The following is a 25,425-nucleotide window of genomic DNA, read 5'->3' on the forward strand; positions in this document are numbered from 1 at the left end:
CGCCCTGCCCCGTCCTGTCTCCCCCCCTCGGGAAGGATCAGGGTTGCAGGTCGTACTGCTTGAGCAGGTCATAGAGGGTCGGCCGGCTGATCCCGAGCATCTTGGCGGTGCTTGAGATATTGCCCTCGCTGCGGGCCAGCGCGTGCCGGATGACCTTGCGGTCGGCCTGCTCGCGCGCGGTCTTGAGGTTGAGCGCCTTGATCACCTGCTCGTCGGGCTCGGTCAGATCGAGGTCCGCCGCGCGCACGAGCTTCTCATCCGCCATGATCACGGCCCGCTTCACCCGGTTTTCCAGCTCGCGCACGTTGCCCGGCCAGGACCAGGCGTCGATCGCAGCCAGCGCGTCGGACGCGAAGCCGCGCACCTGCGGGTTCATTTCCTTGGCGTAGCGGTTGAGGAAAGCCTTGGCGAGCAGCGTGGCATCGCCCGGCCGCTCGGCCAGACTGGGAATCTTCACCACGATTTCGGCCAGGCGGTAATAGAGGTCCTCGCGAAACCGCCCGTCGGCAATCATCGCTTCCAGGTCCTGATGCGTGGCGCAGACGATGCGGGTGTCCACCGGGATCGATTCGCGCGAACCCACGCGCTCGATCACCCGCTCCTGCAGGAAGCGCAGCAGCTTGACCTGCAATTGCAGCGGGATGTCGCCCACTTCGTCGAGGAACAGCGTGCCGCCGCCGGCCTGCTCGATCTTGCCCGGCGTGGTCTTTACCGCACCGGTGAAAGCGCCCTTCTCGTGCCCGAACAGCTCGCTTTCGAGCAGGTTCTCGGGGATCGCCGCGCAGTTGATCGCCACGAACTCGCCCTTGGCCCGGTCGCTGGCATCGTGCAGCCCGCGTGCCAGCAATTCCTTGCCGGTGCCGCTCGCCCCCAGCAGCATGACCGAGACATTGGTATTGGCCACACGCTCGATCGTGCGCGCAACACGGACCATTTCCGGCGCGGCGGTAATCATCCGGCCGAGAACTTTCTCGTCCTTCTCCACCTTGGCGGCGAGACGGCGGTTTTCGTCTTCCAGCCGGAAAAGCTGGAACGCACGGCGGACGATCAGCCCCAGCGCATCGATTTCGACCGGCTTCTGGTAGAAATCGTAGGCCCCGCGCGCGATCGCCTGCAGCGCGCTTTCGCGCGCGCCGTGGCCGCTGGCGACGATCACCTTGGTATCGGGCTTGAGCGCCATGATCTCGTCGAGCACGGCGAAACCTTCGCTCACCCCGTCCGGATCGGGCGGCAGGCCCAGATCGAGCGTCACCACATCGGGCATTTCAGCACGCAGCAGCGCCAGTGCGCTGGCCCGGTCTCCAGCCACGAGCACGTCGAAATCCTCGTAAGCCCACTTGAGCTGCGCCTGCAGCCCGGCATCGTCTTCCACGACGAGGAGTTTGGGACGGGTCCCGGTCATCATGCCACCTTCTGGTCCTGGCTGTTTATGGTTTGGAAAATGTCGGATGCGGCGGAAATCGGCACATGCACGAGGAACCGCGATCCCAACCCCTCGCGCGATTCCACTTCAAGCCGGCCGCGCATCGCCCGCACCAGCTCACGCGCCTCGAAGGCGCCGATGCCGAAGCCGCCGCTCTTGGTCGAGACGAACGGCTTGAACAGGCGGTTGCGCACGAATTCCGCGCTCATGCCGCAGCCGGAATCGAGCACTTCGAAACGGGCCGTGAGGCCATCGACCGTCAGCGACAGGAACACCGGGCTTTCCGGCTTGCTGGCATCGATCGCGTTCTGGACGAGATGCACCAGCACCTGCTCCAGCGAATGGCGGTTCGCAGTGACCTCGACATCCTCGATCTGGGCCAGCACCACTTGCGGATTGGCGCGGAAGCGCTCCATGACGGATGCGACCACTTCGCCGGCGCGAACCTGCTCCAGCTTGTCCACCGCGCCGTTTCCATAGCGGGACAGGCGCGCCAGCAAGGCATTGAGCTTGTCCGAGGAATTGCGCAGCGTCACCAGCATGTCGGCGCGGAACGCGGGCTTGTCGGCATGAAGCTCGGCATTGCGGGCCAGCAGGCTGAACTGACTGGCGAGGTTCTTGATGTCGTGCATCACGAAAGCGATGCGGCGGTGGAAATCCTCGAACCGGCTCGATTCCGCGAGGGCCTGCTGGCTGGCGTTCTCGGCAAGATAGCTGGCGACCTGCTGGCCGAAGACGCGCAGCAGATCGAAGTCCTCCCAATCGAACTTGCGCACCAGTTGCGGCCGGGCCAGCACGACCATGCCGACGAGGCGTTCGTAGTGGACCAGCGGGATCAGCGCCCAGACCCGCGTATCGCCGGTCAGCCAGCCCGGAATCTCGATATCGGCTTCGGGCAAGGCGAGGCCCGCGCGCACATCGTCGAGGTCCGCGATATAGCCGGTGCGTTCGAAATAGGCCTGGGCGTGCAGCGGGAATGCCGCAGCAGGCACTTCGATCTCGGGCCAGTTCCACCGCGCGGCAAGAGTGAGGTCGCCCTGTTCGCCCGGCGTCAGCAGCAGCCCGGCCGGGCTTTCGAAGACATCCGCCACCGATTGCACCGCGCGCTCCCCGAGCGGCAGGGCTTCGGACCCGCGGCTGCCGATCGTCCGGGTGAAGCGCAGCCATTCCTCGCGGTAGTCGTAGCGGTGCTGGAAGAAATGCTTGGCCAGCATGACTTTCAGCCAGCCGCGCACCCGCCGCGAGGGCAGCACCACCAGCGCGACCGCGCTCGCCAGCGTCAGGAACGCCAGTTCGATCAGCCGCGCGAAATTGCCGCCCGCATAGGACAGCCACTGCGCCACCGCCACCATCGCCACGAGATAGAAGCCGATCACCAGCAGCGAGAAAGTCTGGAACGTCACCGCGCGCGACGGCCGCAGGCGTAGCGCATCGCGGTTGCTCGCGGCCGCCAGTGCGAAGCATCCGGTCAGCGCCAGTGTGGCCATCCCCCGGAACGCGGCGATCTCGGCCGGCCAGCGCGCGGCGAGATAGGCGATCGTGTAAAGGTTGAGGTCGAAAGCCCAGAGCACCGCAAGCCCCACGGCCGGCCAGCGCAAGGCCGGACGCACTTCGCGCGGCGCGCCCGCATAGAGATTGTGGACCAGGACCAGCCCGCCAACAGTGACCAGCAGCCGGAACATCACGTTGAAATCGAACGCGATCCCTACGAGTTCTCCGTCCAGCGCAACGCGCGAGAGCATATAGTCGACGCCCAGATGGAGCACTTCCACGAAGGCCAGCGCCACGATCACCGGGCGGATCGGGGCGACGCTCGCGTGGCGGCCATCGCTCGCGAACAGCCGGTAGATCACGGCAAGCCAGATCAGGTTGCGCGCACTTTCCGCCACCGAAGGCAGGAAGAAGCCGGCCCCCACGGCAGATGCCGAAGCGACCGTCAGGCACCAGCCCGCCGTAACGAACAGCGCCGCCGGGATCAGCGGCCCGGCATTACCGAACCGCTCGCGCCGGGGCCAGAGCCAGATGGCGAAGCTCGCCAGCGCAATCGCCCCCGTCAGGTCGAAGGCGACCCCGACAGTGCTCCAGATACCGGCAGCCCCCTGCCCCATCACCGCGCCCCCTCACTCCACAGCACCACCCGCAGCGTTTGCAGGATGATCAGGAGATCCAGGAAAGGCGTGTAATTCTTGGCGTAGTAGAGATCGTATTCGAGCTTGTTGCGCGAATCCTCCAGCGAAGCGCCGTAAGGGTAGTTGATCTGGGCCCAGCCGGTGATACCCGGCTTCACCATGTGGCGCTCCGCGTAATAGGGAAGCCGTTCCTCCAGATCGGACACGAATTCGGGGCGCTCCGGGCGCGGCCCGACGAAGCTCATCTCGCCCTTGAGGACCGTCCAGGCCTGGGGCAGTTCGTCGATGCGGACCTTGCGGATGAACTTGCCGACGCGAGTGACGCGCGGATCGTTCTTTTCCGCAAACTGTGCGCCCGCGGCTTCGGCATCGGTGCGCATCGAGCGCAGCTTGATGACATCGAAATGCTGGCCGAACAGCCCCACGCGCGACTGGCGGTAGAAGGCGGGGCCTCTGCTGTCGATCTTCACCAGCAAGGCAAAGAGCAGGATGAGCGGCGCAGTCAGAACCAGCAGCAAAGCACTGGCGGCAATATCGAATATCCGCTTGGCCGCGCTGGAGATCGCCCGGCCTGACGAGAACCCGTCGGAAAAGATCAGCCAGCTGGGATTGACCGTATCGAGATCGACGCGCCCGGTTTCCCGCTCCAGGAAGCTGGAGAACTCGTTGATGTGGAGCCCCTCGGTCTTCATCCGCAGCAGATCCTTGAGCGGCAGCGAATTGCGCCGCTCTTCGAGCGCCAGCACCACTTCGCTGACGCCGAGATTCTCCACGAAGCGCGTGAGATTGGGAATCGCGGTGCGCGGAATCGCTTCCTCGACGATCGGGGCAGCCTCGCTCATGGCGATGTAGCCGACAATGGCGAACCCGCTCTCGGGCCGGTCGGACAATTCGCGCAGCCGCTGCGCCCGATGGCCCGCACCCAGCACCAGAACCCGCCGGCGAAACGCCGAAGTGCCAAGGAAACTGCCCAGAATGAGGCGATTGAGGATCAGCAGGACAATCGCAAAGCCCATCGAATAGGCCAGCGTCGAACGCCAGAAGTTCTGCGAGCCCACCACGAAATCGGCAAAGGACAGCGCGATCACGCCCAGCGAGATCGCCACCAGCAGCCGCGCCGCGGCAAAGCGCATGGAACGCAGCGCATCCGCGCCGTAGACGCCCACGGCAATCATCGAGAGCACGATCACGCCGGCAAAGGCCGCGTGCATCCCGATCCGGTCATCCAGCGCGCCAAGCTCCATGCCGATCTGCTCGGCCCTCAGGCGCCAGGACATTTCGTTGGCGCCGACCAGCAGCAGCACGTCCACCAGCCAGAGCAGGATGACCGCATGCGGTATGTAATGTTTGAAAAGACGAATCATCGCCGAATGCGCCATCCTCCGGGCCGCGTGGGAGTTCGCGGTCCTGACTAGGCCAAAGGCGTAAAATGTCGGTAAATCTGACAGAGACTATAAAAACGGCAGCATTTCTCACGGAATACTGCCGATTTTTTCGTTCAAAACGTCGGTTATTCTTACACGCCGGCCCAGAGATGCGCCGCGCAGGCGCTAACTGGCGGGCAACCCGGCGCTAACCATATCGCGACATAATTGCCGGCGCTTCACTTCGCCATCAGGTGCAAGGCCGTCAGCGTCAGCGCCTGCGATCCCGAGGCAATCACCTTGTCGGCCTCCGGTGCCCAGAACGGGCTGTGGAGCGAAGGCAGCGACGCCCCGCCCGCCTTGGCTGCCGCGATCTTGTCCGCCGGCGAGCCGCCGACCCAGAAGATGATCGACTTGATGTGATCCTCGTCAGCGCGGCGGAATTCGCCGAAATCCTCGCCCCCCATCACCGAAGGCGTGATCACCGCGCGATCCTTGCCCATCTTCTGCTGCAGATAGTCGATCGCGGCCTGGGTGAACTCGGGCGAGTTGTAAGTGGAGCGGGTGTAAGGCTCCTCCACCGTGACTTCGGGCATCAGGTCCTTGGGAATGCCCGAGGCGATCGCTTCGCCTTCGGCAATGCGCTTGATGCCGGAGAGCAGCTTCTGGCGCGTCTCGTCGGAATAGCTGCGCACGGTCAGTTCCAGCTTGGCCCGGTCCGAGATCACATTGTGCTTGGCCCCGGCGTGGAACGAGCCGACCGTCACCACCACCGGATCGAGCGGATCGATCTCGCGGCTGGCCAGCGTCTGCAGCTTCATCACGATCGCGCTGGCGAGCACGATCGGGTCCTTGGTCATGTGCGGATAGGCACCGTGGCCGCCCACGCCCTTCACCAGAATATCGACACTGTCGACATTGGCGAGCGCCCAGCCCTTGGCCGCGCCGACCACGCCCGAGGGCAGTTCGGGCGTATCATGGAAGGCCAGCGTGTAGTCCGGCTTGGGAAAGCGCGTATAGAGCCCGTCCTTGAGCATTTCGACCGCGCCGAGGCCGATCTCCTCGGCGGGCTGGCCGATCATCACCAGCGTGCCCGACCAGTCAGCCTTGCGCGCCGCCATCAGCCGTGCGGTCTCGATCCACGCGGTCATGTGGGTATCGTGCCCGCAGGCGTGCATGATGCCGCTTTCCACCCCGGCGGTGGAAACGCCGCGCTGCTTCGAGGCGAAAGGCAACCCGGTCTGCTCGGTCACCGGCAGGCCGTCCATATCGGCGCGGATCAGCACAGTGGGTCCGGGACCGTTCCTGAGGACCGCGACCACACCGGTCTTGCCGACTTTCTCGGTCACTTCGAAACCGGCCTCCCGCGCGGCCTTGGCCATGACCGCGGCGCTGCGCACTTCCTGAAAGCTCAGTTCGGGATGCGAATGGAGATCGCGGTAGATCTCCATCAGGCCCGGCAGATCGGACGCGATCTTGTCCGGAACGGCTTCGGCATGAACGGTTGCAGGAACAGCGGCGGCAACTGCGAGTGCAGCGAGCGGGATCAATTTCATGGGAAGACAGGCTAGGTGGACGCCGGGCCAACCGCAAGCCATCAATCACGGCCTTCTGCCATAACCTACAAGCATGGCCTCCGCCGCGGCTGACGCCGCAACGATGGTGCCCCTGGCCCGACTCGAACGGGCACGTCTTGCGACAAACGATTTTGAGTCGGAATTTATGTATAGATAATTACTTGATATTATTATATTATATAGCGATATTTATGTGCCTTTGTGCTAGATGATGTGCTAAATTTTCTCGCATTTTTGCACAGAGAGACGGCATTCCTCCCCCCATTCGACCACATCGACATCCATTTGCCTCAGTCTATGTCACCTTTCGGCCAGCGGACTTCCGCTTGGGCTTGATCGCTGGCCGGGTGAGGTCAAGCACCACCACAGCAATATGCTCCCGCCGATCCGCAGGCAAACTTTCGATCAATGCTGCTTCCATCGCCTGAGGCGAGGCCGGACGCGCCCTCCCCTTTGGCGGAGCTTGCAGGGGTACTGCTTCCCCAAACCAGAACACGACATAGATACCCTTACCGGATGCGCGGTAGTCAGACGCATAGAGGCGGTCGAGTTGCTCGATGGGAGCCGTCCAGACCCCCTTATGCCATTGACCCTTTGCTTCCAGCGGCACAAGCATATCGCCGAATGCAAAGCCGCTATCTGCCCGGTTGCCTTGCGGCATTGCCGATTCCGAATGGAACTGAATGCCGTAAGGAAGATTTCCCAATGCGATCAGCATCTGGTCCCGGCAATCGTTTTCATCCTTATGCGAACCGTCGTCCTTGTAGAAATTGTTCACGACATTGAGCGGGTCGCCATGCAGCCTGTCTTGCAGTCGCGCCATTGCTTCAAGAACGATTGCCTGGACATCGCCCGCCGAGCGAGGCGGCTCATCCGTCAGGACTGCCTTCAGATCATCGAAGGCAGGCGGTGTGAAGTGAGCCTCAAGGCGTGAACGTTGCTGCTGAGCGATGGCGGCCTGAATAATCTCGGTGTAGCCATCCACTGGCATCGCCCGTAGTTCAGCCAAAACCTGAGTGGCGCGCTGTCCGATATCCTTGCCCAGCTCATAAATTGCCCAGCAAAGGAGGCGGGTGGCATCCCACGGATTCTCGCTGCCATGGGTAACACCGCTCGGTCGTTCTACATGAGGCCATAGACTGCGGAAATTTCTTACCAACCACTCAAGTTGCTGCGTGTTGGCAGAAATGCGCGGGGCATCGTTGAAACGGGAATATAGATGTTCCGACAACGACCATAAAAGGTTTCGGGATTCGCTGTTCGGCGTCGGCAGCGCTGCAATGGCCGTGGCCGGGTCGATAGTGAACTGGATGGATCGCCAGTGGATTTCGGCATCCGAACCGGCATCACATGTCCCTAGCTTTCTGGCCAAAGCCGACTTGAGTACTTCCCATGCTGCTGGCTGCTGTTCCTTTGGGGCATGGAGCAAACACCCTGCCAATTCCTCTTCCACGCTTTGCGGGAGATCGGGATATTCTTCGATCCAACGCATCGCACGCAGGATCGATCCGGGCCGCTCCTCTTTGGCACGAAGGAACGGATAGAGGCCGTTGATGTGTGTTTTCCTGGCTTTGAGCATGGGCTCGAATTTGAGCTGTAGATAGCGCTCATACGTCGCTTCATCCTTCTTGAGCTGCTCAAGCAGCTGCGCAGGCAGTTCCTTGAAGCCCCGGTGCTCAACAAACCCCAGTTGCTCGATAGCGAGCGCAAGGATCATCAGCACATCATCCCTGAGGTTGGCGAAACTCCCTCCGGCAAGCATCCGTTGCCCAGCCCCGGCAAGCAGAGGATAAACCCAATGCCATTCCTTGCCGTCCGCATAGCTCTCGGCAACCTGCTCAGGTGAGGGCAAATCGCTGCGATGCAATGCCGCTTCAAATCCAACGAGCACATCGGCAGTGGGGCCTTCCCCTAGCCATTTGGCCAAGCGGTCTACAGGTTCGTCTGCGTCAACGTCATAAAACATGCCGAAGTAGGCCTTGGCAGGGGTCAGAACCCAATTAAGGTCGCCCGCGCAAACTTCGTCCCGATGCGCGGCATAGTCTTCACGAGCCTTCTGCCAGCTGCGCTGTCTTTTTCGTTCGCGAGCCCGCTCGTCGCGACGATGCTTCTTGGTAAATTCGTCAACCGGCATCCGCTTCGGTTTCTTTCTCAGGAAACCAAGAAGGTCTTCGTCGACTCCAGCATAAGGGCGAGCCAGCGCCTGGATGGATTTCGGGATCAGCCTATCCTCCTCGCGTAACTGGTTCAGTAATGCGAACCACGCCTCCTTTTCAGCAGGATTGTTGCGAGCCACCAGTTCCACGAGGTGTAATTGTGCATCTTCGTCTGTCAGCGTGAGCCCGGCTGACAGGCGATTGAGGTGGAAGTGATTTACATGGAACTCTGACTCCTGCCCTTCGGCGAATAATGCCAACCGCTGAACACCTTGGCGAAGGCGTGCGTCTTTCACGAGAATTTCAGCAACAACCTGGCGGTCGTCACGATCACGATCCTGCTCTTGTTCGAGCGCACGCATCCATGCCCATAGCTGCTCCGGCGACACAGCGGCGGCATCGGCTTCAAGTTGACGTCGGATCAGCCCGGCAGAAAAGGAAGCGAGTTGCCGCCATCCCGAATGCTGGTTGTGTTGCCACCAGCGTTTCGGATCGCGCAGCGGCTGTGTCTGTGCCGTCATTTCATCGAGTAGCGGGACAAGCAGATCGTCGGGAACTGCCCCCGCAAGCTGCATCTGCAATCCAAATCCTATGGAGATGCGACCAGTATCTTCAGCCGTGAGGCGCGCTTCAGCAATGATAGCGCGCACGATGAAAGGAACCTCGAAATTCTCAACGCCGCATTTGGTGATGGCTGTGATTGCCATTTCCGTGGAATTTTCATCGCCTAGGCCAACAAGCTCTTCAATCAGGCTTGTCCAATCAAGTTCAGCGTTTCGTTTCAGCAGCACCCCAAGGGCTTCTGAACGCTCGCTAGGCAATCGTTCGGTGTTGAGGGCAATCGCAGCCAGTTCGCTGGTGAAATGCTGGGCACTTTCCACGTTGCCCAGCGCGTCCAGAATGGTGGATCTCAACTGGTAGGTCACATCGTCATCGGTCAGGATCGACCGAACCGTTTCAGTGAGTGCCGGTTGCACCAAACCCTTTGCTGAAAGCCTGCCCCAATAGCTGGAACGAAAATAGGGATCGAACGTCGCCAGCCGCCGAAGACTGGACAGCATCTGTTCGCCTTGGGTGACGGAAAGATGGTCGGCATCACCGTAACGCAAAACCGCATACGGCTCAGCCTTGATGATCGCTGGCCCCAGCCATGTCGGACTGAAACGCGGCAGCCATGCGGCCAAGCCACGCAGCGACGACGGAATGCCTTGATCGGTCGAAATCAGCGCGAGCAATCGCGCAGCAGCCCTTGCAGGATTGGCGTGGCGCTCCACCATGTGTGCCAACCATCGCGCGCCAATAAACTCTGCCACCGTTCGGTGAAATGGACGAATTTGCTCGTCCTGATCGGAAGCGACACGAAACAGATTACTGCGCACGATGGCCTGCAACGTATTCGGTTCGGCGAACCCATTGAGCGCGGAGATCGGCAATGCCGCCGGATCGTCCTGACGGAAGGACGCGACATCCCGCCCGGTAATAAGCAACGCAGCCATAATGGCACCGGCGGCGTTGAGCGCTTCGTCTTCGGATAGGCGTGCGAGGCCCGCGCTGCGGGTTTGATGCCGTCTGTTCTGCTCCCGCCATAGTTGCCCGGCGGCTTGCTCGTACAAATCCGCCCGCGTTTCTGGAATATCACCGTTGGCCTCAATAATCGCAGCCACAAAGTCGAGCAGGAGCGGATTGGTGTAGAACTCGTCCAACCCCACCTCACCCAAACGACCGATGGCGGCTTCCGCCCGTTCGCGGTCGAACAGCGAAATGAGTACGGCAAGCGCTTCACTTTGAGTCAGCGGGTCGAGATTCAACAGTCGTGGGCTAACGCCATAGTCGTCGGCAACGTCGAGATTGGCCGTCACACCCCGCCATTCCGCTTCCCTGCATGAGATAACGAATGGCGGCTTCCCGCAGGCCAGCAGCTTCGCTAGCACTTGGTGGAGTGGGTCTTCGTCGGAGACCGCCGCAACCTCATCGAGGCCGTCGATTACCAGCCGGACATTCGTGGGCAGCGGCGCATTCGGCTGCCGCAGGAAACTCGTCGCACGGACGAAACGATGGTTTGGTTCCTCACCGAACTTTTCCATGAGGCGGGTTTTGCCCATGCCTGGCGGTGCCAGTACAACGATGGGCTCGCCGAATGTCGCCAGCACGTCCCCTTGAACGATACGCTTCGCCTCTAGTTGGGCATCGAAGTAAGAAAGCGTGCGGGGGATATAGGCAAAGCGCCCTTCCCGTTCATCGTTCGCGGGACGGTCATTCATAATTGCCGCCAGACAAGGCGTAGCTGGTGCTGCGCCCGCCACCGGGCTCCCTTTCGAGGATACCCAGCACCATTAGCGCTTCAATGTCGCGCAAGGCCGTGTCCTGCGAACACTTGGCAATCTTCGCCCATTTGGACGTGTTGAGCTTGCCTTCAAAGCCATCGAGCAGCTTGTTGAGCATCAGGCGCTGACGGTCGTTGAAGCTGATGTCGCGATGGACTTCCCAGAAGCGGGCTTTGGCGAAGACATGCTGCAATACGTCTTCAGAGCGCGCGATTGCACCGTCCAGGCATGCGAGGAACCACAGAAGCCATGCGGTAATATCAAGATCACCCTTCTGGGTGGCTTCCAGAATGTCGTAGTAGCCCTTGCGCTGCTTTCGGATTTCAGCGGACATGGAATAGAAGCGCTGAACGCTCCCCTCCGACCGGGCAAGCGCCATGTCGGCAATGGCGCGGGCAATGCGCCCATTGCCGTCGTCGAACGGGTGGATGGTCACGAACCTGAGATGGGCAAGTGCGGCTTTGAGCACGGCATCGTAAGCGGACGGTTCCTCGAACCAATTAAGGAATGCCGCCATTTCTTCCGGCAGATGCTCGGCATCCGGTGCCTGATAATGCACCCGCTCACGGCCAATCGGGCCGGAAACAACCTGCATAGGGCCACCTTCGGCACCGCGCCATGCGCCAACGGTGATGCGCTGCATACCGCTGCGTCCGGTGGGGAACAGTGAGGCGTGCCAATCAAAAAGCCGTGCTTCGGTGAGCGGCTGGTCAAAATGCTGGGTAGCGTCGAGCATCATTTCGACGACGCCTTCCACGTTACGGTCGGAAGGCACCAGCCCGCTAATGTCCATACCAAGGCGGCGGGCAATCGATGATCGCACCTGTTCTTTATCGAGGTTTTCGCCCTCGATTTCTGAGGATTTCAGAACATCGTCCGTTAGCGTGGTGAGAACGGCTTCGTTCCGCAAATCGAAACCCAACCCTTCCATCCGGCCAATCAAACGCCCCTGCCGGTGGCGCACAGCAGCCAACGGTGTTGCGATTTCATCCTCACGCCAGCGAAAGGCTGGCCAGTCGGGCAAGTGGTAAAGGTAGCGCATAATCTCCGTATCTTCTGCGGAGATTATGCCGGATATTTACCGCATAGGCAAGAATATTCGCCGCACACCATGCGGAGAATGAAGGCGTTAATCTCCGCATAGCCGGATCAAAACAGCTCCCCCTGCCTGCTGGCGGTGTCCTGCGTCTGCCATTCCGGGCGAGTGGCTTCGTCGTCGAGCCATGCGATGGTTTGGGCGATGACATCGCCGCCAAGCGCTTCGATGGTGACCGGCTGGTGGAAATGGGAGCGGTAGCCGGAACTGGTGATCGGCAGCGGTGCACGTGCCGGTCTGATGCTGCGGATTTCGAGGTGGGCGATGACGTTCCATTTGAGCGGGGTATAGACCGCCTCGATCTCAATGCCGCGCCACGTGAAGCGGTAGCGTTGCTCTTCCATCTCACCGCCCCGCAAAGACATGGACGGACTCGAAACCCATCTCGATGGTGAAGAGGTCGCCGGACAGTTCTGCATCCTGTGCCATGGCCTGCCAATCGATATAGAAACGCAGGTTCTCCGGGATGGTGGTGGTTTCCTCGGTCAGTTCCTGCATGTAGTCAGCAAGGCTGCGGTGGCAGCCAAGATAGCCATCGGCCAAGGCCTGTTCGGCCTCGTCTATGTCCCCACCGAAATGCTCGGCTAGCGCTGCGCCAAGTTCCCCGTGCTCGACCACAAAGGCTGCAAGGCGGCTGACCGTCTCAAAGCTGCTATATTCCTCAATGCGCAAGCCCATGAAGCCTTCATAATCATGGATTGCCCATTCTTCGGCATCCGGCATGGGGGATGCGGCCAGCATGGTTTTGACGACCGTCCAGATGTCCCATGCATCCTGATAGGCATCGACCCACGCCCCATGCAGATAGCCGTTATTGTAGGCCGAGAGGCAGGCAACATAGATACGGGGTTCAGTGGTAACGGATTGCTCCTTATGGGCTGGAAAGGCCATGTTCTCCTCCTTGGGAATGGGGTTCGTCATGAACCTCTGCCCATCGGCGAGATCGGGGTGTGCAAGCGGAACGGAAAATCGACGGCGGGCGCAGGCCGTCAGGCTGAGCCTCGGGAGACCGCCTATTTTACGTGAAGCGCGCTGAGGGGCTGGTCCCTAAGCCGCGTTAGTGACCGTTACCGGATGGCGGAGACGCAGCGCGGCTACGGGCGCAATCAGCGCCTAGGGCGCGGGCCGGAGGCAACGCACGAAGCTAATTTCCAACAAATGGAAATACCTCTGCTCGCTGGCCTCCCATTTGTTCAATCTGCCAGCAGCCTATCAGGAAGTGTTGCCTTAGTGGCGAATTGCTCCACGGGTCTTCCCTTTGTGGCCCCACGCATGAATTCGCCAAACGCACGAGCCGGGAGTGCGCCTCCCTTCAAATCGATTTTATTCCCATCAGGCCGCCCAATCCACACGGCGGTAGTAATCCCGCTAGAAAATCCGAAAAACCAACCGCTGGTCGAGTCGGAACTGATACCGGCCAATCCTGCCATCGGTCGACCAAACGCGGCGAATCTTGCGGGACCGAGTACGACTGAGGTTTGGAGAAGATCAATCATTTCGTCGGCAACGTAAGTTGGGATAACAGCTTCTGGTCGCTTTGCTTCCCGCGTGTAAATAACCTCTCCATCCAGCGTCGAAATCTTGGTTACACCGAAAGGTTTAACTAGGCTTCCGCCGGAAGATATCATGGCAAAAACCTGATTCATTTCGAGGAATCGCACGTCGAAAGCGCCTAATGGCATAGAAATTTCTGTAGATATTGGAGTTGTGATCCCGGATCGGCGTGCCAAATCTTCTATGGCATCAAACCTTCCCCACGCCAACTGCATCGTCACCGAATTCATGGCATATGCGAACGCATTTCGGAGGTCCGTGCCTCCTGAATAAGATCGTTGCGGCACACTCCAACCGTTGAATGTGGCGGGCTCGTCTTGAACGCTTTCAAATGGCGTGAAGCCTTCATTGAGTGCTGCAGCATAAACAAAGATGCGCCATGCCGGACCGGCTGCAAAGACTGGAGAAATGATACGGTTGGCATTTGTAGAAGCGTTTGCGCCGCTCATCATCGCTCGCACTGCGCCGTCGCGATCCAGGCTGATAAGCGCACCTTCTGCGCCAACCGGGAGATGGTTGCGAACTGAGGAGGCCGCTGTTTGCTGCAGTTCAAGGTCAAGGGTGGTCACAACAAGTAGCGGTTCGCTACGACCTTTTGTTAGCCGATCGAATTCTGGCTTTACCCATTTGGCAAATTGCTGAACGATTACCGGATCGATGCGTTCATTGCCGACAGGATGAAGCTTCCCATCTTTGCTGACAAGGACAAGCCGCGTGGGCTCAGCTTGTGTTTCAGAATCGTCAAACAATGATGTGTCGGTGACCCCGATCTCGTTCGGAAAAATAAACCGGTCATTGATGGGAGCAGCGGTGGCGTCTTCTGGCTTTGCGGAGGTGGCAGTGCCAATGTATCGAATGGTTGTGAGCCCTATGCCCAAAAATAAAACCAGTGCGAGTGTGCCAGCAATGGGGTTGCGCATATAGCTGTGACGGAGCCGCTGATGCCAGGGTGACCGCGGCTCAGTATCGGCAGTTGGCTCTGATATTTCGAGGGCAGATTCTGAATCCCGATTTATGGAACCCGGCTGTGGCGGCGTCGGGGGCTCAACCGTCCTTACATTTTTGCCTTTCGATGATCCTTGACGGGAGGCATCCAGATCATCGCGCCACGTGACGAATTGTGGGCGTACAAGGATGCCGAAAATGCGCTTCCAAGGGAAGCTTTTGCGATGTCGCGGAGCAACCGCTAGTTCCGGCTCTATTCCAATACTTTGATCCAGAGGAAGTTTTGGTTCGCCAGTGGGTAAGATGGAGGACGCATGTTCTGGCTGCCACTTTATCACGCCCTCTAACTTTGCCTGCCGATCCCGCTGCAACGCATCTTCAAGATCGCGCTTCCACTCAGCCAGATCGGGATCATCGCCAAACAATGCCAGCAGGATGTTGCTAACAATCTTTGGGGATTTCGGTAAACGCCCAGCTAATCTCCAGCCTCTGAGATTATTTTCCCATGCCTCTTCTGTCTTTGGCCTTGGCCTGCCAGCGTTGATTGCCTCTGCGAACTCAAGCAATTTCCACGGTTCGTTCTGATCCAAAGCATTTGTATACGGCCTAGTCCCCCAATAGGTTAAGTGCCAATCTAGCAATTCTCCGAACGACTTGCCTGCGGGATATGAGCCGTGCTTCCAGATTCTGTCGGAATTCGGCTTACGCACGCTGGAATAACCCCTTCATTTCCGAAATGACAATTGCCTAAAATAAAGAAAATTAATAAATAATATTTTCAATATTGCCAAAACTTAGTTGAGTGACGTATAATCAATATAATTTCATCACCCCTAATAAATACAAAAGGCATTCATTGTTAAGCAGTTCTTCAGTTGCAATATTGTATAGAATTTCAGAATTAACCCGGCGTTTTGGATTAAATCCTTCCGAGGCTGACGCGACATTTGGGTTGGTTAAAGATGGACCTGAAGACAACGTTGGACACTTCATGCTAGCCTTTGATAGTGTTCCTGGAGAACCGGAAAAAGCGGAGCGCATGAACCAAATGCTGAAATTGCTAGGTTGTAATGAGGATGGGGAACTGACAGCCCATAATATGGGGGATATCGAAGATGCAATCGATCACGCCCTTTCCTTGGCACCACGCTCTCGTTCCATCTGACACTTTCGTGTCCGCCAAAAAATGTGTCCGTTTGATAGTCTAGCGACCTCCACACGCACGTAAATGTTGGAGTGACCATTGCCAGTCCAGCGGACACATCAGCGTGACGCTGCTGCTCATGCACCCCTCGCGACACTGGTCACTTTCGGCCAGTTGAAGTCCGGCAACTCATACGAGCATCAACCACAGCCATAAGCCGCAAACTCAAGCCATCAAGAAAGGTTGTTCGGCCTCCAAAATCACCCTCATTGCCGATACGATTTCTGGAGCGGAGATCGGATCAAGCGAGTCTGTTCGCTCGCCCTGAAATGAAATAAAATATATTTATATCAATGTTATAATTCATCACAGCCCCCTCATCTCGACCCGCAATAACCCGCAATCAAGGGTATTCACGGCTATCGAACATCGCTTCCGCTTATCAATCTGATTGCAACGACGTCGCTCCGGCGTCGCCAATTGGAAGGGAGGTGATCATATCAATTTTGACCCTGAAAACAGCAAGCACTTCGCCATGGCCCTGCTTTGGTCGTTGGCAGGGTGCTGCCTTGGTTCTTGTCTATTTCCGGGAATTGGCACCCTGATTGGGCATGCCTGCCTGGCCGAATAGGCCAAGCACCGCACCCTACACATCGATGGAATCATCAACGCGGCGTGCAGCGCCCGCGAACGACGCTGCACGCCCAGTTTTGGAGCAAGTTCATGCAGAACGAGAATTGGACATCGCGCCTGTGGCGCAAGATCGACCGCCGCCCCCCGTGGCGGAACCCCGCCCAGATTGGGCAGAACGCCGACCAAGCCATTCACCCGGCGGCGCTCCCGTCTGACCGGATGGGCGAGTTGCAAACGCAGCGAGACGTGCTGCGCGAGCAGATCACAACATCGGCGCATAGCGGGCTGGTGCCGGATGCGTTGGCGTTGAGCCTGTACGAAAACTGCCTCGACCAGGCGGGCGAGTGGAAGCGCCTGCTGGCCGAAGAAGAACTGGCTTTGGGCGGCTGCCTGCGCGGCCTTGGTGCCATGTTCCCGGCACCGGCTCCGCCCGAGCCGGAACCTCCGGTCAAGCCCCGCCCGAGAAACTACCAGCGCATTGGCAAGCTGTTCGGCGATGGCCGGGGCAGAAAACCCCACTGAACCTAGCGCGGGCGGGCTGCCCAGCACCCGCCCCGCATCACTCCACGAAAAGGAAACCATCAAATGACAATCACTGATCCATCCAACCATGACGCCATGTTGCAGCGCGCCTCATCCCAACTCGCTGAGCTGGCATCCACACGCACGCGGTTGTTGATGCCGAGCCTGACCGCCATTGGCTGCGCAATCGGCATCGTAGCTGCGTGCTGCGCGGAGTTCTACTCCTCCGGCGTCGGCTTCCATGCCGCGTTTCCCATGAAATCGGACGGCACGAGCCTTGCCGCCGAACTGGCGTCACTACGCTATCCGATCATCCTCGCCTTGCTGTTCGGAGACATCATGCTCTTCGCGTTCCCGAACAAGCTCAAGGCAATGCTCGACGGGCTCCTGAGCATGTTTGGCGTCGGCGTGATTTTGACCCTGATGGCCGGAATTGGCGCGTTCATGTTCGCAGCGACCTTCCTGACACTTGGCAGTGGCGATGGGCAAGGTGCCATCGGTTCCGTCCTTGGCGTGGCGCTGGGGGCGGCCAGTGCTGCCATGTTCAGCCTCTCATTCCTCGCCAGCCACGCCATGCTCGGCAAGCTGTTTGCGGTCATGCCGGTGATTGCCACCGGGTGGGGAGAACGGCAGCATATCGCTGCCGGGAAGGCGCTGCTGCGTGATGTCCATGACCGCCAGCAGCGGATTGTTCGGTATCGCAGCATCGTCACCGATGCGGAGGTGCCCGATGCGCTTGCCCGCAAGGCCGCGAACGAGGCCGGGGTGATTGTCGGCATGGTGATGGCCGATGCGCATGACCTCGTCGACTCTGGCGCGGCGCGCGGCGATGCCGAGCTTGGCCCGGACGACCGTTCCGACGTGCCCGATGTGCCGCAAGCCGCGCTGGAAAAGCGGCTGGCCGACCTCGAGACCTACACCGCCGACTATTTCTTCAACCTGCTCACCAAGGAGCCTCGCCATGCCTGATTTTGCAAAACAGGGGGCAGCGCTGCCCTTCTTCCTCGCCCTCGCAGCGTGCTCCGGTGCGCCTGCGCCCACGGATGCACCGCACACGAGCGAACCAGCCCAGCTCACCGTGATTGACGATGTATCGGAGAGCACGGCAGCCCATATTGACCCTGCCGTGGCGAAGGCCGCCCAGCAGCGCATTGCCGGGCTTGCCGGGCAGATGCAGCTTGGTGACAGCATCATCGTGTATGAAGCCGGTGCCCGTTCCGCCGAGCGGATGATTGCCCATCCGGCCATCGTCACCGACTATAATCTGCGCATCCCAGCAGCAGCGGCAAAGCTGGAACAGCAGTTGCAGGAGATCGCGGCGCGCTTTGACGCCGAAGGCGGCGATGACCAGACCAACCTACTGCTGGCGCTGGAAACCATCCGCCCGTCATGCACGCCGCGTTCGACCGTCGTGTTGATGACGGACGGGATGGAAGTGTCGGACGCCTATTCGGCCAGCCAGGCACTGGTTGCGGGTGAGCCCGTGAACCTGCCGCCGCCTCCGGGGGAGTATCTGGCAGGCTGCCGGGTGGTGATGCTTGGTTTCGGGCTCACCATCGACCCGTCGGCGGAGGCACCGCAAATCCTTCCCGCATCGATGCTGATCTCGCTCCGGCAGGCCTGGACTGCATACCTGCAAGCAGCGGGCGTGAAGCCTGCGGACATGACCTTCATCTCGGCTCTGTAAGCCGGACGCCCATCGAGCCCCGGCCTGGCCGGGGACTGCGATGAACCACTGACCACATCCACTCGCAACCTCAACCGGGCGCGCGGTGCGATCCGCGCGGATGGGATCGTGCGCCCGATTTTCTGGAGAAGAACGATGCATATGACGACTATTGATCAAACCTGCCCTTCGGCGACCCTGCGTTGCCCGAACTGCCAATCCACCGAATTCCTGCGGGTGCGCAAAATCCCCCGTCCGCCGCTTGGTGAAGTATGGGCCGACGCAAGAGCGCGTGGTCTGCGCCATGGCGCGACTGATCTGGCACGAGGCACCGTAAGCTGGGTCTGCATCCGACTCATCAACGCTCTGCGTAGCGACTGGATATGCGCCGCCTGCAAGTACGACTTCCGGGTGAGGAACGCGTCATGATCGGGGAATGGTTCTTTGAAGCATTCGGTCGTGCCATGGACGACGTGCGCAAGAATCTCGTTGAGCGCGGCTGGAGGGGCCGGGAATTCGACGGGAACGGCGGCTGGGATCGCGAGACCGCCACCGCCAACCCTTCCATCGCGCAACAGATGGGATGGGATCAGCCCGGCGAGTTTCGCCAGCCACCCGGCCATGAACATGAACACGGGATCGACCGCTGAGGTCGGTCCCGTTTTTCTTTGGAGAACGGAAATGCGTTCATCGATCAATCTCGATGCATCGCTGCTGCAACTGTCGCCCGACGATGCGTTCACGCTTCGTGACGCCTGCCAGGGCGTTCTTATCACCGGGGGCATTGGCAGCGGAAAGACCAGCGGCTCGGGAGCCGCGCTGGCCAGGGCGTACCTGCTGGCAGGCATGGGCGGCATCGTCTGTTGCGCCAAACCCGAAGAGGCGGCGCAGTGGCGTCGCTACTGCCAGCAGACCGGGCGCATGGGTTCGCTGATGGAAGTGAACGGGCACAATGGCGGCATCAACATACTGGCCTATGAACTGGCGCGGCAGGGCAGCGGCGGCATCAATGCCGTGATCGAGCTGCTGATGGCCGTCCTGCAAATCTGCCGGTCGGTCGGTGCGGCAGAAGGCAAGGCCAGCGAACAGTTCTGGGAAGACACGGTGCGGCAGGTGCTGCGCCATGCCATCCCGATCATCTATGCCGCGACCGGCACGGTACGGATCAGCGATCTGCTCGCCTTCGTGCGCAGCGCGCCGCACTCGCCGGAGGAGATGCGCGATCCGGCATGGCAGCAGCACTCGCTGTTCTGCCGCTACTTCGCCGAAGCCGCACCGAAGATTGCCGATGAGGTCGGCGCGAAGCTGGTCGGCTACTGGCAGAATGACTGGGCGACGCTTGATGCCAAGACAAGGGGCGGCATCCAGATTTCACTGACCACGGCGCTGGATCGCTTCAATCACGGCTGGCTCGCCGATCTCTTCTGTGGTGAGACGCATTTCACGCTGGAATTGACGTTCCACGGCGCGATCCTGCTGCTCGACATGCCCGCCCTCACCATGAACGAGGACGGGATCATCGCGCAACAGATCCTCAAATATCTGTGGCAGCGCGCCGTGCTGGCACGCAACGGCCTGCCGGAATTCCAACAGGCACGCCCGCTGTTCCTGTGGGCGGACGAGTGCCAGTATTTCGTCAACAGCCACGATGCCGAGTTCCTCTCGACCTGCCGGGGAAGCCGCGCCTGCACCGTCTATCTGACGCAGAACCTGCCCAGCCTCTATGCCTCGTTCGGCGGCGAGAAACCGGAACACCGGGTGAACCAGTTTGTCGGCAATTTCGCGACGCGCATCTGGCATAACAATGCCTGCGCCGAGACCAACGAATGGGCGGCGAAAACGATGGGCCGGGCGGTGCAGGAGCGCCGCAGCTACAACCAGTCCGAAGGCTCCAGCCGCAACTGGGGCATGAATGCGGGCGAAGGCGAGAACCGGGGCTCCAACGCCAGCAGTGGTTGGAACAGCAGCCATAGCGGCAACAGCTACAGCGTGGGTAGCTCGGGAAGCAGCGGCACCAGCCAGGGCGACTCCACCAATTGGGGACGCCAGCGTGGTCGGGCGAGCAATGAGAGCGTCAGCCACGGGGTAAGCGAACAAGTCGATTTCATCATCGAGCCCGGTGAGTTTGGGCGGATGCTCAAGACCGGCGGCCCGGCCAATGGCAATGTCGTGAGCGCAGTGTGGTTTTCAGCCGGGCGCAGGTTCGACGCGTCGCGCGGAAATGCCCTCCATGTGGAGTTCGGCCAATGAGAAAGCCCGGCATCCTCACCTATCTCGTCGGCAACGCGCCGGTATTTCTGGCCGTCAGCTTCCTGTGCCTGTGGGCGGGCTACCATGCGCTCACGGTGAGCGGCGGCTGGACGGTCGCCGCACTGACCTTGCCGCTGGGCGCGTGGGTCGCTGGCAAGCACGACACCCTTATCCGATACCGCGCCTGGAAACGGGAATGGGGCGAACTGGGTGACGAGGCACCACGGCAGGCAGCCGCCTTGCCGAAGCCGCCCATGTGGCTGCGCCGGATCGTCGGCAGCATCCTCGTCGTTCTGATGGTGGCCTATCTGGTTGCCCATCGCCACGAGCCGGGGGCAGCCGCCGCGCTGGGGTTTGGGGTGGTTGGCAGCGCGGTCTTTTGCCTCGTTGCCTTCCTGCGACGCCTTGGGCGTGGCTCAGCCAAACGCCGCGTCGCGCGGGCACGCATGGTCGCCATCTGCGTGCGCCGCCCGGTCATGCCGGTGCCGGATTTGGCGACCGCCTACCGCAGCCTGCCCGAGCATTGCCAACGGCTGCTGCGAGCACCGCAGGCGCACAATCGGTGATTGTGGTGTTCGGGGTCAACCGAGCCCGGACAAGCGGTCTGCAGCCTCGCCAGCGCGGGTGCAACTGCGCCCGTGCCCCCGGCAACGAACTGGCTGCAACACCCATGAACCCGCCAATCTTAGGGATTTGTTAACCAATGGATAGTCACTATTGCACTGCAAAAAGCCTCCCGCAGGGGTGCACGTTCGGGTTGTCTTCAAGACGAACGTATCTGTGCACGATTCAAGGCTTTTTCGAACAGACTGGGAACAAATTCCGGCATTGGGCAGACCACTTCCAACAGGGAGGGTCGCGTGGCGCAGTTTAGCATGAGGGTTCAGGTACTCAAACGAAGTGCCGGACGATCCGCAGTCGCAGCGGCAGCTTACAGAGCCGGTGAACGATTGCACGATGAACGGCAAGACGTCACCCACGATTATTCCCGACGCTCAGGCGTGGAGCATTCGGAAATACTCCTTCCTGCCGATGCACCGCAGTGGATCAAGGGCATCGACCGTGAGACACTGTGGAATCGTGTGGAAGCGGGTGAACGCCGAAAGGACGCCCAGGTCGCGCGTGAAATCCGCGTTATGATACCGCGCGAGATTCCACAGGCCGAGCGCATCCCGCTCATCCGCCAATATGTGATCCGCAACTTCGTCTCGCGAGGCATGGTGGCCGATGTGGCGTTCCACAACGGCTTAGCATCGGACGGCAAAGAGCAACCGCACGTCCACATCATGCTCACCATGCGCCCGCTTTCACCAGAAGGCTTCGGGAAGAAATCCCGCCATGACTGGGTGCCTGACCCGGATGGGCGGACGCACCCGGACGGCAGGCCCGTCATGGTTGAGAGCAATCCAGATTCGTGGAACTCGGCACGCTATTATGAGGAAACATGCCGAGCCGATTGGGAGCGCACTGCGAACGCAGCGCTAACGCGCGCCGGATCGGATCAACAGATCGACCGGCGGAGTTATTTGGAACGCGGACTTGCCCGCCTCCCTGAGCCAGCACTGCGGCTGGCCTTTCACCTCAAGGAGCTACGTGGCGTCCTCAAAGACCGGTTCGGGCAGTTCCAGTTCGCGCGGCATTACCGCGCCGTCGAGGAGCGGGCGAAGGCGGCGTTCCGGCAGGTCGATATCCGCTCGCCCAGCTCCGTGCAAGCGTTTGAGCGGTTCCACCAATGGTTCGACCGCCAGATCGAGCGGCTGCAACCCGCGCCGCGCGATCCGCCGGGGCATGAGCGCACCTATGCCCGCAACCCCACCCCTGATCTGGAGCGATGAGATGAGTGATTACCAAGCGAATGGCTGGGAACCTGATCCCGCCAAAATGGGCAACTGGCGCGAGATGTTCGAGCCACGGCGGCCAGTGCCGCCCAACCCGGCATCGACGCCACGCCCGGTGGAACCGCCGGGCGGGCAAGGCGGTGCGCAGGCAGCGGCCTATGAGGATGGCGATGCCGAAGAGGCCGTGACGCACGATCCATCAATCTACAAGCCTTGGGTGTTGCAGCGGGGGCGTTCCCGCCCACCGCTGATGCTGGAGCTGCGGCGCTACGAGCCGAAATCCGGCATGTGGCAAAGCTGGATGGTCAGCTACCCGCATTTGATTGCGGTCGAGCTGACGGGCGACAGGCTGCTCAGCCTGGATTTTGGTTCACGGCAGTTCGTGATCGAAGGCAGCGGCCTCGACGAATTGGCGCGACATTTGCAGCAGGGAAGCGTGGTGACGGTGGTGGAGTTCCCTCGCGACATTCTGCAAAGAAATGTCGATCATAGCTCCAAAATATGCTCCATCAGGCTCATCGATATTTCATGAAATTGTAACACCAACTCGATTGGTTTTTGATACATTTGAACAATGCCGAATCCAATCGTAGATATAGTTCAAGCGTATACAACGGTTTCTCCGGACTTAAAGCGGTTGCCGCTATCGCCGAATGGCAAGGTCGCTTTGATCACGGCTGCGCATGTTGCAACGGTAGGAGCAGTGGGTTACTTCGCCTGCAAGGCACTAAATTCAAAGAAAAATCGCGACCTATCTGGTCGAAGTGTTCATTGAGTTTATTGCTTGAGCAATTTTTTTGGAATGTAGCATGGAGGCAATTTTCACGCTGCCGCCCTCATGTAGAAATATTTCTACATAATTCACTATTAGGCCTTTATTTTTCTGCTCTGCCAACTTTATCAAACTTGAAGGAACGATGATTTCTTCAATACCCTTATAAATAAAACCAATCAAACGGAATGCGGGGCGGAACTCCAATCTGTCTTCGTAAACATACAGGGTGCCCGGAAATGGCAGTCCTCCAAGAATTCTCTTGGACACCATTTCACTCACGTTTGTCACAATACCTGCTACTCCAGCTCCAGCAACTTTAAAGACTGTCTGGAGTCCGTATTTGGAAAGGTCGTCGAGGCCGCCATCGGGGTAAATGAACTCTACGTTACCGCCAAAATTTCCAATTTTCAGAATCAATTTTGACGACATTTTTATGATCCGAATCGCTCGTTGTCATAATAGAGCCAAGCAAAGCCAAAACCTCAACTCAAGTGAAAATTCTTACATAGAATTTTCAACGTTGCATCACGCAGCAGAGGTCTTTCGCGGGCCTATTTCAGGCGACAGGTGGTTTCTGCGAAAAAAATTGCGAACAAATGCCATGCAGCCCGATTCCTGAATTTTTTCTGTATCTTACTACTGCTTTTCAGGAACACTCTCCAGAAACACGGCATCATTTAATTTTCCAATTTTCCTTAAAATTAACACACGATGCTTTTTTGAGAATTTCAAAATCTCACAGTAAGAATCAACACCACTACTATAGGCTTTAATCAAATATTCAAAATCCACGCCCCGTTTTTTTATTCCAGCTATAGAATCTGAAACCATATTCACAATGACAGCTCGTGCCTTTCGGCCATACCGCTTCTCGTTATACATGAGGCACATATTTTCGAGATTGTTCAAGAAATCCAAAACGCTTCTGTGTTGGCTCGCCTCACCTTTGGATTGAGCCTCCTCCATACCCAAGGAATATTTAGAAAATCTATCAACTATCGAGTGGATTACTTCATCTTCTCGTGATCGCAGATTTGTAATAAATACATAAATACTGAGAATTAGGGACAACGAAGATATGAAAATAGGAAAGACACCTCCAAAAATGAAGGAATGTACCTTTTCTATAAAAGAAGAAAATTCACTGATCACTTGTGATTGGAGGGCGGACTTGACGGCTTGCCTTTTTCTTTCTTCACAAGTGCAGAAACAGCAACAGTGACCGCAACAATGGGCAAAGCTACTGCGCCGCCCAAGCCGCCCGCCAAGCCAGCACCACCTGCAAAAATCCAACTTAAAGGGAACATGAGCACCTCCGCGTCTTCAATGACCGCGAGACAACCTCACGGGAAGAAGTTGTCTCAATGATTGGTGTGGCTGTCAATGCGCGTCATTTGTGCCGGGAGCCACGCCCCCGCTCATCATCAGCGATGGCGTTAACCCATTTGCTTGTTCGATCTGCCCGGATTCCCCCAAAGAAACGGGACGCTTCCATTTCCGTAGCACCAAGGAGTTCCGCACAAGCAGCCGCTTTGCGCGCATATGCCTTTGTTGCACTGCCCCGCTCAGTTGCATGTCGCTCGAAAAAGTCGCCGATTGTTTCTGATGGGTTTTTCTTGGACAAGTCGCGCTGTAGCGCGATGTACAATGCGGAATCGATGTTAGAAAGGCGCCCCGGACCAAAGCTACCATCCCGAATTACATCGCCATAGGTGGCCAATAGGAACGTTTCTGGATCACTTCCGGCACGCTTGCCTGGAAACGGCTCTCTCACATCCACCCTGGGGCGATTGAATTGCCACCGCAGTTCTCGCACCGCCGAGAGTGCATCCAACTCTGGTACTTCCGAGTGTAAAAATGCGTCAAGATGACTGATCGCGCGTGGGTCTGAGGCGGAAAGCCCGCGTTCACCTAAATACTCTACAAATCGCTTCTGAAAATATGTATTATCTCGATCGATAAATCCTCACATTGTTAAGAGATTTATATCATTTTCCAGAATTAATTATCGTTACAGTATTGTTAATTT

At 59.0% G+C, this 25,425-nt stretch carries 22 protein-coding genes; 9 read left to right on the top strand and 13 right to left on the bottom strand.

What is annotated here, in order from left to right; translation table 11 throughout:
• Positions 1–37: 37 nt before the first annotated feature.
• The 9 genes from prsR to NN5_RS25120 all read right to left on the bottom strand — a co-directional run bounded on the left by prsR (position 38) and on the right by NN5_RS25120 (position 15,158).
• Positions 38–1,402 carry a PEP-CTERM-box response regulator transcription factor gene (prsR, locus tag NN5_RS10635; protein WP_067734180.1) on the bottom strand — a complete coding sequence of 455 codons (1,365 nt, stop codon included), beginning with the start codon at positions 1,400–1,402 and terminating at the stop codon, positions 38–40.
• Complete coding sequence (gene prsK / locus NN5_RS10640) at positions 1,402–3,531, bottom strand: XrtA/PEP-CTERM system histidine kinase PrsK (RefSeq protein WP_067734181.1); 2,130 nt, start codon at positions 3,529–3,531, stop codon at positions 1,402–1,404. The genes prsR and prsK overlap by 1 nt, the downstream gene beginning before the upstream one ends.
• Positions 3,531–4,916, bottom strand: coding sequence for a TIGR03013 family XrtA/PEP-CTERM system glycosyltransferase (locus tag NN5_RS10645; protein ID WP_067734214.1), 1,386 nt, complete (start codon positions 4,914–4,916; stop codon positions 3,531–3,533). Before NN5_RS10645 ends, prsK begins: the two co-directional genes overlap by 1 nt.
• Positions 4,917–5,155: 239 nt before the next feature.
• Entirely contained in the window at positions 5,156–6,472 is a 1,317-nt protein-coding gene (locus NN5_RS10650; RefSeq protein ID WP_067734182.1) for an amidohydrolase, read from the bottom strand.
• A 316-nt stretch (positions 6,473–6,788) separates the two neighbouring features.
• The gene (gene eruA / locus NN5_RS10655; protein ID WP_067734183.1) at positions 6,789–10,910 is read right to left on the bottom strand and encodes an NACHT domain-containing antiphage protein EruA; all 4,122 of its coding nucleotides are present in this window, start codon (positions 10,908–10,910) and stop codon (positions 6,789–6,791) included.
• A complete protein-coding gene (locus NN5_RS10660; protein WP_067734184.1) occupies positions 10,903–12,015 on the bottom strand; it encodes a Fic family protein in 1,113 nt (370 codons plus the stop codon). Before NN5_RS10660 ends, eruA begins: the two co-directional genes overlap by 8 nt.
• A gap of 107 nt (positions 12,016–12,122) precedes the next feature.
• Positions 12,123–12,434, bottom strand: a complete 312-nt coding sequence (locus tag NN5_RS10665; protein ID WP_084384875.1) for a hypothetical protein — start codon at positions 12,432–12,434, stop codon at positions 12,123–12,125.
• Positions 12,415–12,990 carry an antirestriction protein ArdA gene (locus NN5_RS10670; RefSeq protein WP_245656407.1) on the bottom strand — a complete coding sequence of 192 codons (576 nt, stop codon included), beginning with the start codon at positions 12,988–12,990 and terminating at the stop codon, positions 12,415–12,417. The genes NN5_RS10665 and NN5_RS10670 overlap by 20 nt, the downstream gene beginning before the upstream one ends.
• A gap of 272 nt (positions 12,991–13,262) precedes the next feature.
• Positions 13,263–15,158, bottom strand: coding sequence for a transglycosylase domain-containing protein (locus tag NN5_RS25120; protein ID WP_157081093.1), 1,896 nt, complete (start codon positions 15,156–15,158; stop codon positions 13,263–13,265).
• A gap of 212 nt (positions 15,159–15,370) precedes the next feature.
• Between NN5_RS25120 and NN5_RS25785 the strand changes: the two genes are divergently transcribed.
• From NN5_RS25785 to NN5_RS10710, 9 genes are all read left to right on the top strand, one after another.
• Positions 15,371–15,733, top strand: a complete 363-nt coding sequence (locus NN5_RS25785; RefSeq protein WP_157081094.1) for a hypothetical protein — start codon at positions 15,371–15,373, stop codon at positions 15,731–15,733.
• Between the two features lie 702 nt (positions 15,734–16,435).
• On the top strand, positions 16,436–16,867 hold the full coding sequence (locus NN5_RS10675; RefSeq protein ID WP_157081095.1) for a hypothetical protein: 432 nt from the start codon (positions 16,436–16,438) through the stop codon (positions 16,865–16,867).
• A gap of 63 nt (positions 16,868–16,930) precedes the next feature.
• The gene (locus NN5_RS10680) at positions 16,931–17,836 is read left to right on the top strand and encodes a hypothetical protein (RefSeq protein WP_067734187.1); all 906 of its coding nucleotides are present in this window, start codon (positions 16,931–16,933) and stop codon (positions 17,834–17,836) included.
• Complete coding sequence (locus NN5_RS10685; RefSeq protein WP_067734188.1) at positions 17,829–18,554, top strand: hypothetical protein; 726 nt, start codon at positions 17,829–17,831, stop codon at positions 18,552–18,554. Before NN5_RS10680 ends, NN5_RS10685 begins: the two co-directional genes overlap by 8 nt.
• 404 nt (positions 18,555–18,958) lie before the next feature.
• Positions 18,959–19,183 (top strand): hypothetical protein, encoded by a 225-nt coding sequence (locus tag NN5_RS10690; protein WP_067734189.1) that lies wholly within the window; start codon positions 18,959–18,961, stop codon positions 19,181–19,183.
• A gap of 31 nt (positions 19,184–19,214) precedes the next feature.
• The gene (locus tag NN5_RS10695; protein WP_067734190.1) at positions 19,215–20,783 is read left to right on the top strand and encodes a type IV secretory system conjugative DNA transfer family protein; all 1,569 of its coding nucleotides are present in this window, start codon (positions 19,215–19,217) and stop codon (positions 20,781–20,783) included.
• Complete coding sequence (locus NN5_RS10700) at positions 20,780–21,349, top strand: hypothetical protein (RefSeq protein ID WP_067734191.1); 570 nt, start codon at positions 20,780–20,782, stop codon at positions 21,347–21,349. Before NN5_RS10695 ends, NN5_RS10700 begins: the two co-directional genes overlap by 4 nt.
• 309 nt (positions 21,350–21,658) lie before the next feature.
• Complete coding sequence (gene mobQ / locus NN5_RS10705; protein WP_281190416.1) at positions 21,659–22,618, top strand: MobQ family relaxase; 960 nt, start codon at positions 21,659–21,661, stop codon at positions 22,616–22,618.
• Between the two features lies 1 nt (position 22,619).
• Positions 22,620–23,153: a hypothetical protein gene (locus NN5_RS10710; RefSeq protein WP_067734193.1), complete on the top strand. Its 534-nt coding sequence runs from the start codon at positions 22,620–22,622 to the stop codon at positions 23,151–23,153.
• A gap of 219 nt (positions 23,154–23,372) precedes the next feature.
• Here the strand turns inward: NN5_RS10710 and NN5_RS25790 are convergent, their stop codons facing one another.
• From NN5_RS25790 to NN5_RS25805, 4 genes are all read right to left on the bottom strand, one after another.
• Positions 23,373–23,825, bottom strand: coding sequence for a hypothetical protein (locus NN5_RS25790; protein ID WP_157081097.1), 453 nt, complete (start codon positions 23,823–23,825; stop codon positions 23,373–23,375).
• A gap of 207 nt (positions 23,826–24,032) precedes the next feature.
• Positions 24,033–24,278 (bottom strand): hypothetical protein, encoded by a 246-nt coding sequence (locus tag NN5_RS25795; protein ID WP_157081098.1) that lies wholly within the window; start codon positions 24,276–24,278, stop codon positions 24,033–24,035.
• 266 nt (positions 24,279–24,544) lie between these two features.
• Entirely contained in the window at positions 24,545–24,703 is a 159-nt protein-coding gene (locus tag NN5_RS25800; RefSeq protein ID WP_169800974.1) for a hypothetical protein, read from the bottom strand.
• An 83-nt stretch (positions 24,704–24,786) separates the two neighbouring features.
• The gene (locus tag NN5_RS25805; RefSeq protein WP_157081100.1) at positions 24,787–25,230 is read right to left on the bottom strand and encodes a hypothetical protein; all 444 of its coding nucleotides are present in this window, start codon (positions 25,228–25,230) and stop codon (positions 24,787–24,789) included.
• Between the last annotated feature and the right edge of the window lie 195 nt (positions 25,231–25,425).

This window comes from Novosphingobium naphthalenivorans NBRC 102051 (genome assembly GCF_001590985.1).
Taxonomy (GTDB): domain Bacteria; phylum Pseudomonadota; class Alphaproteobacteria; order Sphingomonadales; family Sphingomonadaceae; genus Novosphingobium; species Novosphingobium naphthalenivorans.

What these genes read in the sequence shown, in the direction of transcription:
- NN5_RS10680 (WP_067734187.1), top strand. Translation starts at nt 16,931, where the DNA reads ATGACAATCACTGATCCATCCAACCATGACGCCATGTTGCAGCGCGCC.
- NN5_RS10700 (WP_067734191.1), top strand. Translation starts at nt 20,780, where the DNA reads ATGAGAAAGCCCGGCATCCTCACCTATCTCGTCGGCAACGCGCCGGTA.
- mobQ (WP_281190416.1), top strand. Translation starts at nt 21,659, where the DNA reads ATGAGGGTTCAGGTACTCAAACGAAGTGCCGGACGATCCGCAGTCGCA.
- NN5_RS10690 (WP_067734189.1), top strand. Translation starts at nt 18,959, where the DNA reads ATGATCGGGGAATGGTTCTTTGAAGCATTCGGTCGTGCCATGGACGAC.
- eruA (WP_067734183.1), bottom strand. Translation starts at nt 10,910, where the DNA reads ATGAATGACCGTCCCGCGAACGATGAACGGGAAGGGCGCTTTGCCTAT.
- NN5_RS10710 (WP_067734193.1), top strand. Translation starts at nt 22,620, where the DNA reads ATGAGTGATTACCAAGCGAATGGCTGGGAACCTGATCCCGCCAAAATG.
- prsR (WP_067734180.1), bottom strand. Translation starts at nt 1,402, where the DNA reads ATGACCGGGACCCGTCCCAAACTCCTCGTCGTGGAAGACGATGCCGGG.
- NN5_RS10685 (WP_067734188.1), top strand. Translation starts at nt 17,829, where the DNA reads ATGCCTGATTTTGCAAAACAGGGGGCAGCGCTGCCCTTCTTCCTCGCC.
- NN5_RS10660 (WP_067734184.1), bottom strand. Translation starts at nt 12,015, where the DNA reads ATGCGCTACCTTTACCACTTGCCCGACTGGCCAGCCTTTCGCTGGCGT.
- NN5_RS10665 (WP_084384875.1), bottom strand. Translation starts at nt 12,434, where the DNA reads ATGTCTTTGCGGGGCGGTGAGATGGAAGAGCAACGCTACCGCTTCACG.
- NN5_RS25795 (WP_157081098.1), bottom strand. Translation starts at nt 24,278, where the DNA reads ATGTATAACGAGAAGCGGTATGGCCGAAAGGCACGAGCTGTCATTGTG.
- NN5_RS10645 (WP_067734214.1), bottom strand. Translation starts at nt 4,916, where the DNA reads ATGATTCGTCTTTTCAAACATTACATACCGCATGCGGTCATCCTGCTC.
- NN5_RS10650 (WP_067734182.1), bottom strand. Translation starts at nt 6,472, where the DNA reads ATGAAATTGATCCCGCTCGCTGCACTCGCAGTTGCCGCCGCTGTTCCT.
- prsK (WP_067734181.1), bottom strand. Translation starts at nt 3,531, where the DNA reads ATGGGGCAGGGGGCTGCCGGTATCTGGAGCACTGTCGGGGTCGCCTTC.
- NN5_RS25800 (WP_169800974.1), bottom strand. Translation starts at nt 24,703, where the DNA reads ATGTTCCCTTTAAGTTGGATTTTTGCAGGTGGTGCTGGCTTGGCGGGC.
- NN5_RS10695 (WP_067734190.1), top strand. Translation starts at nt 19,215, where the DNA reads ATGCGTTCATCGATCAATCTCGATGCATCGCTGCTGCAACTGTCGCCC.
- NN5_RS10670 (WP_245656407.1), bottom strand. Translation starts at nt 12,990, where the DNA reads ATGACGAACCCCATTCCCAAGGAGGAGAACATGGCCTTTCCAGCCCAT.
- NN5_RS25790 (WP_157081097.1), bottom strand. Translation starts at nt 23,825, where the DNA reads ATGTCGTCAAAATTGATTCTGAAAATTGGAAATTTTGGCGGTAACGTA.
- NN5_RS10675 (WP_157081095.1), top strand. Translation starts at nt 16,436, where the DNA reads ATGCAGAACGAGAATTGGACATCGCGCCTGTGGCGCAAGATCGACCGC.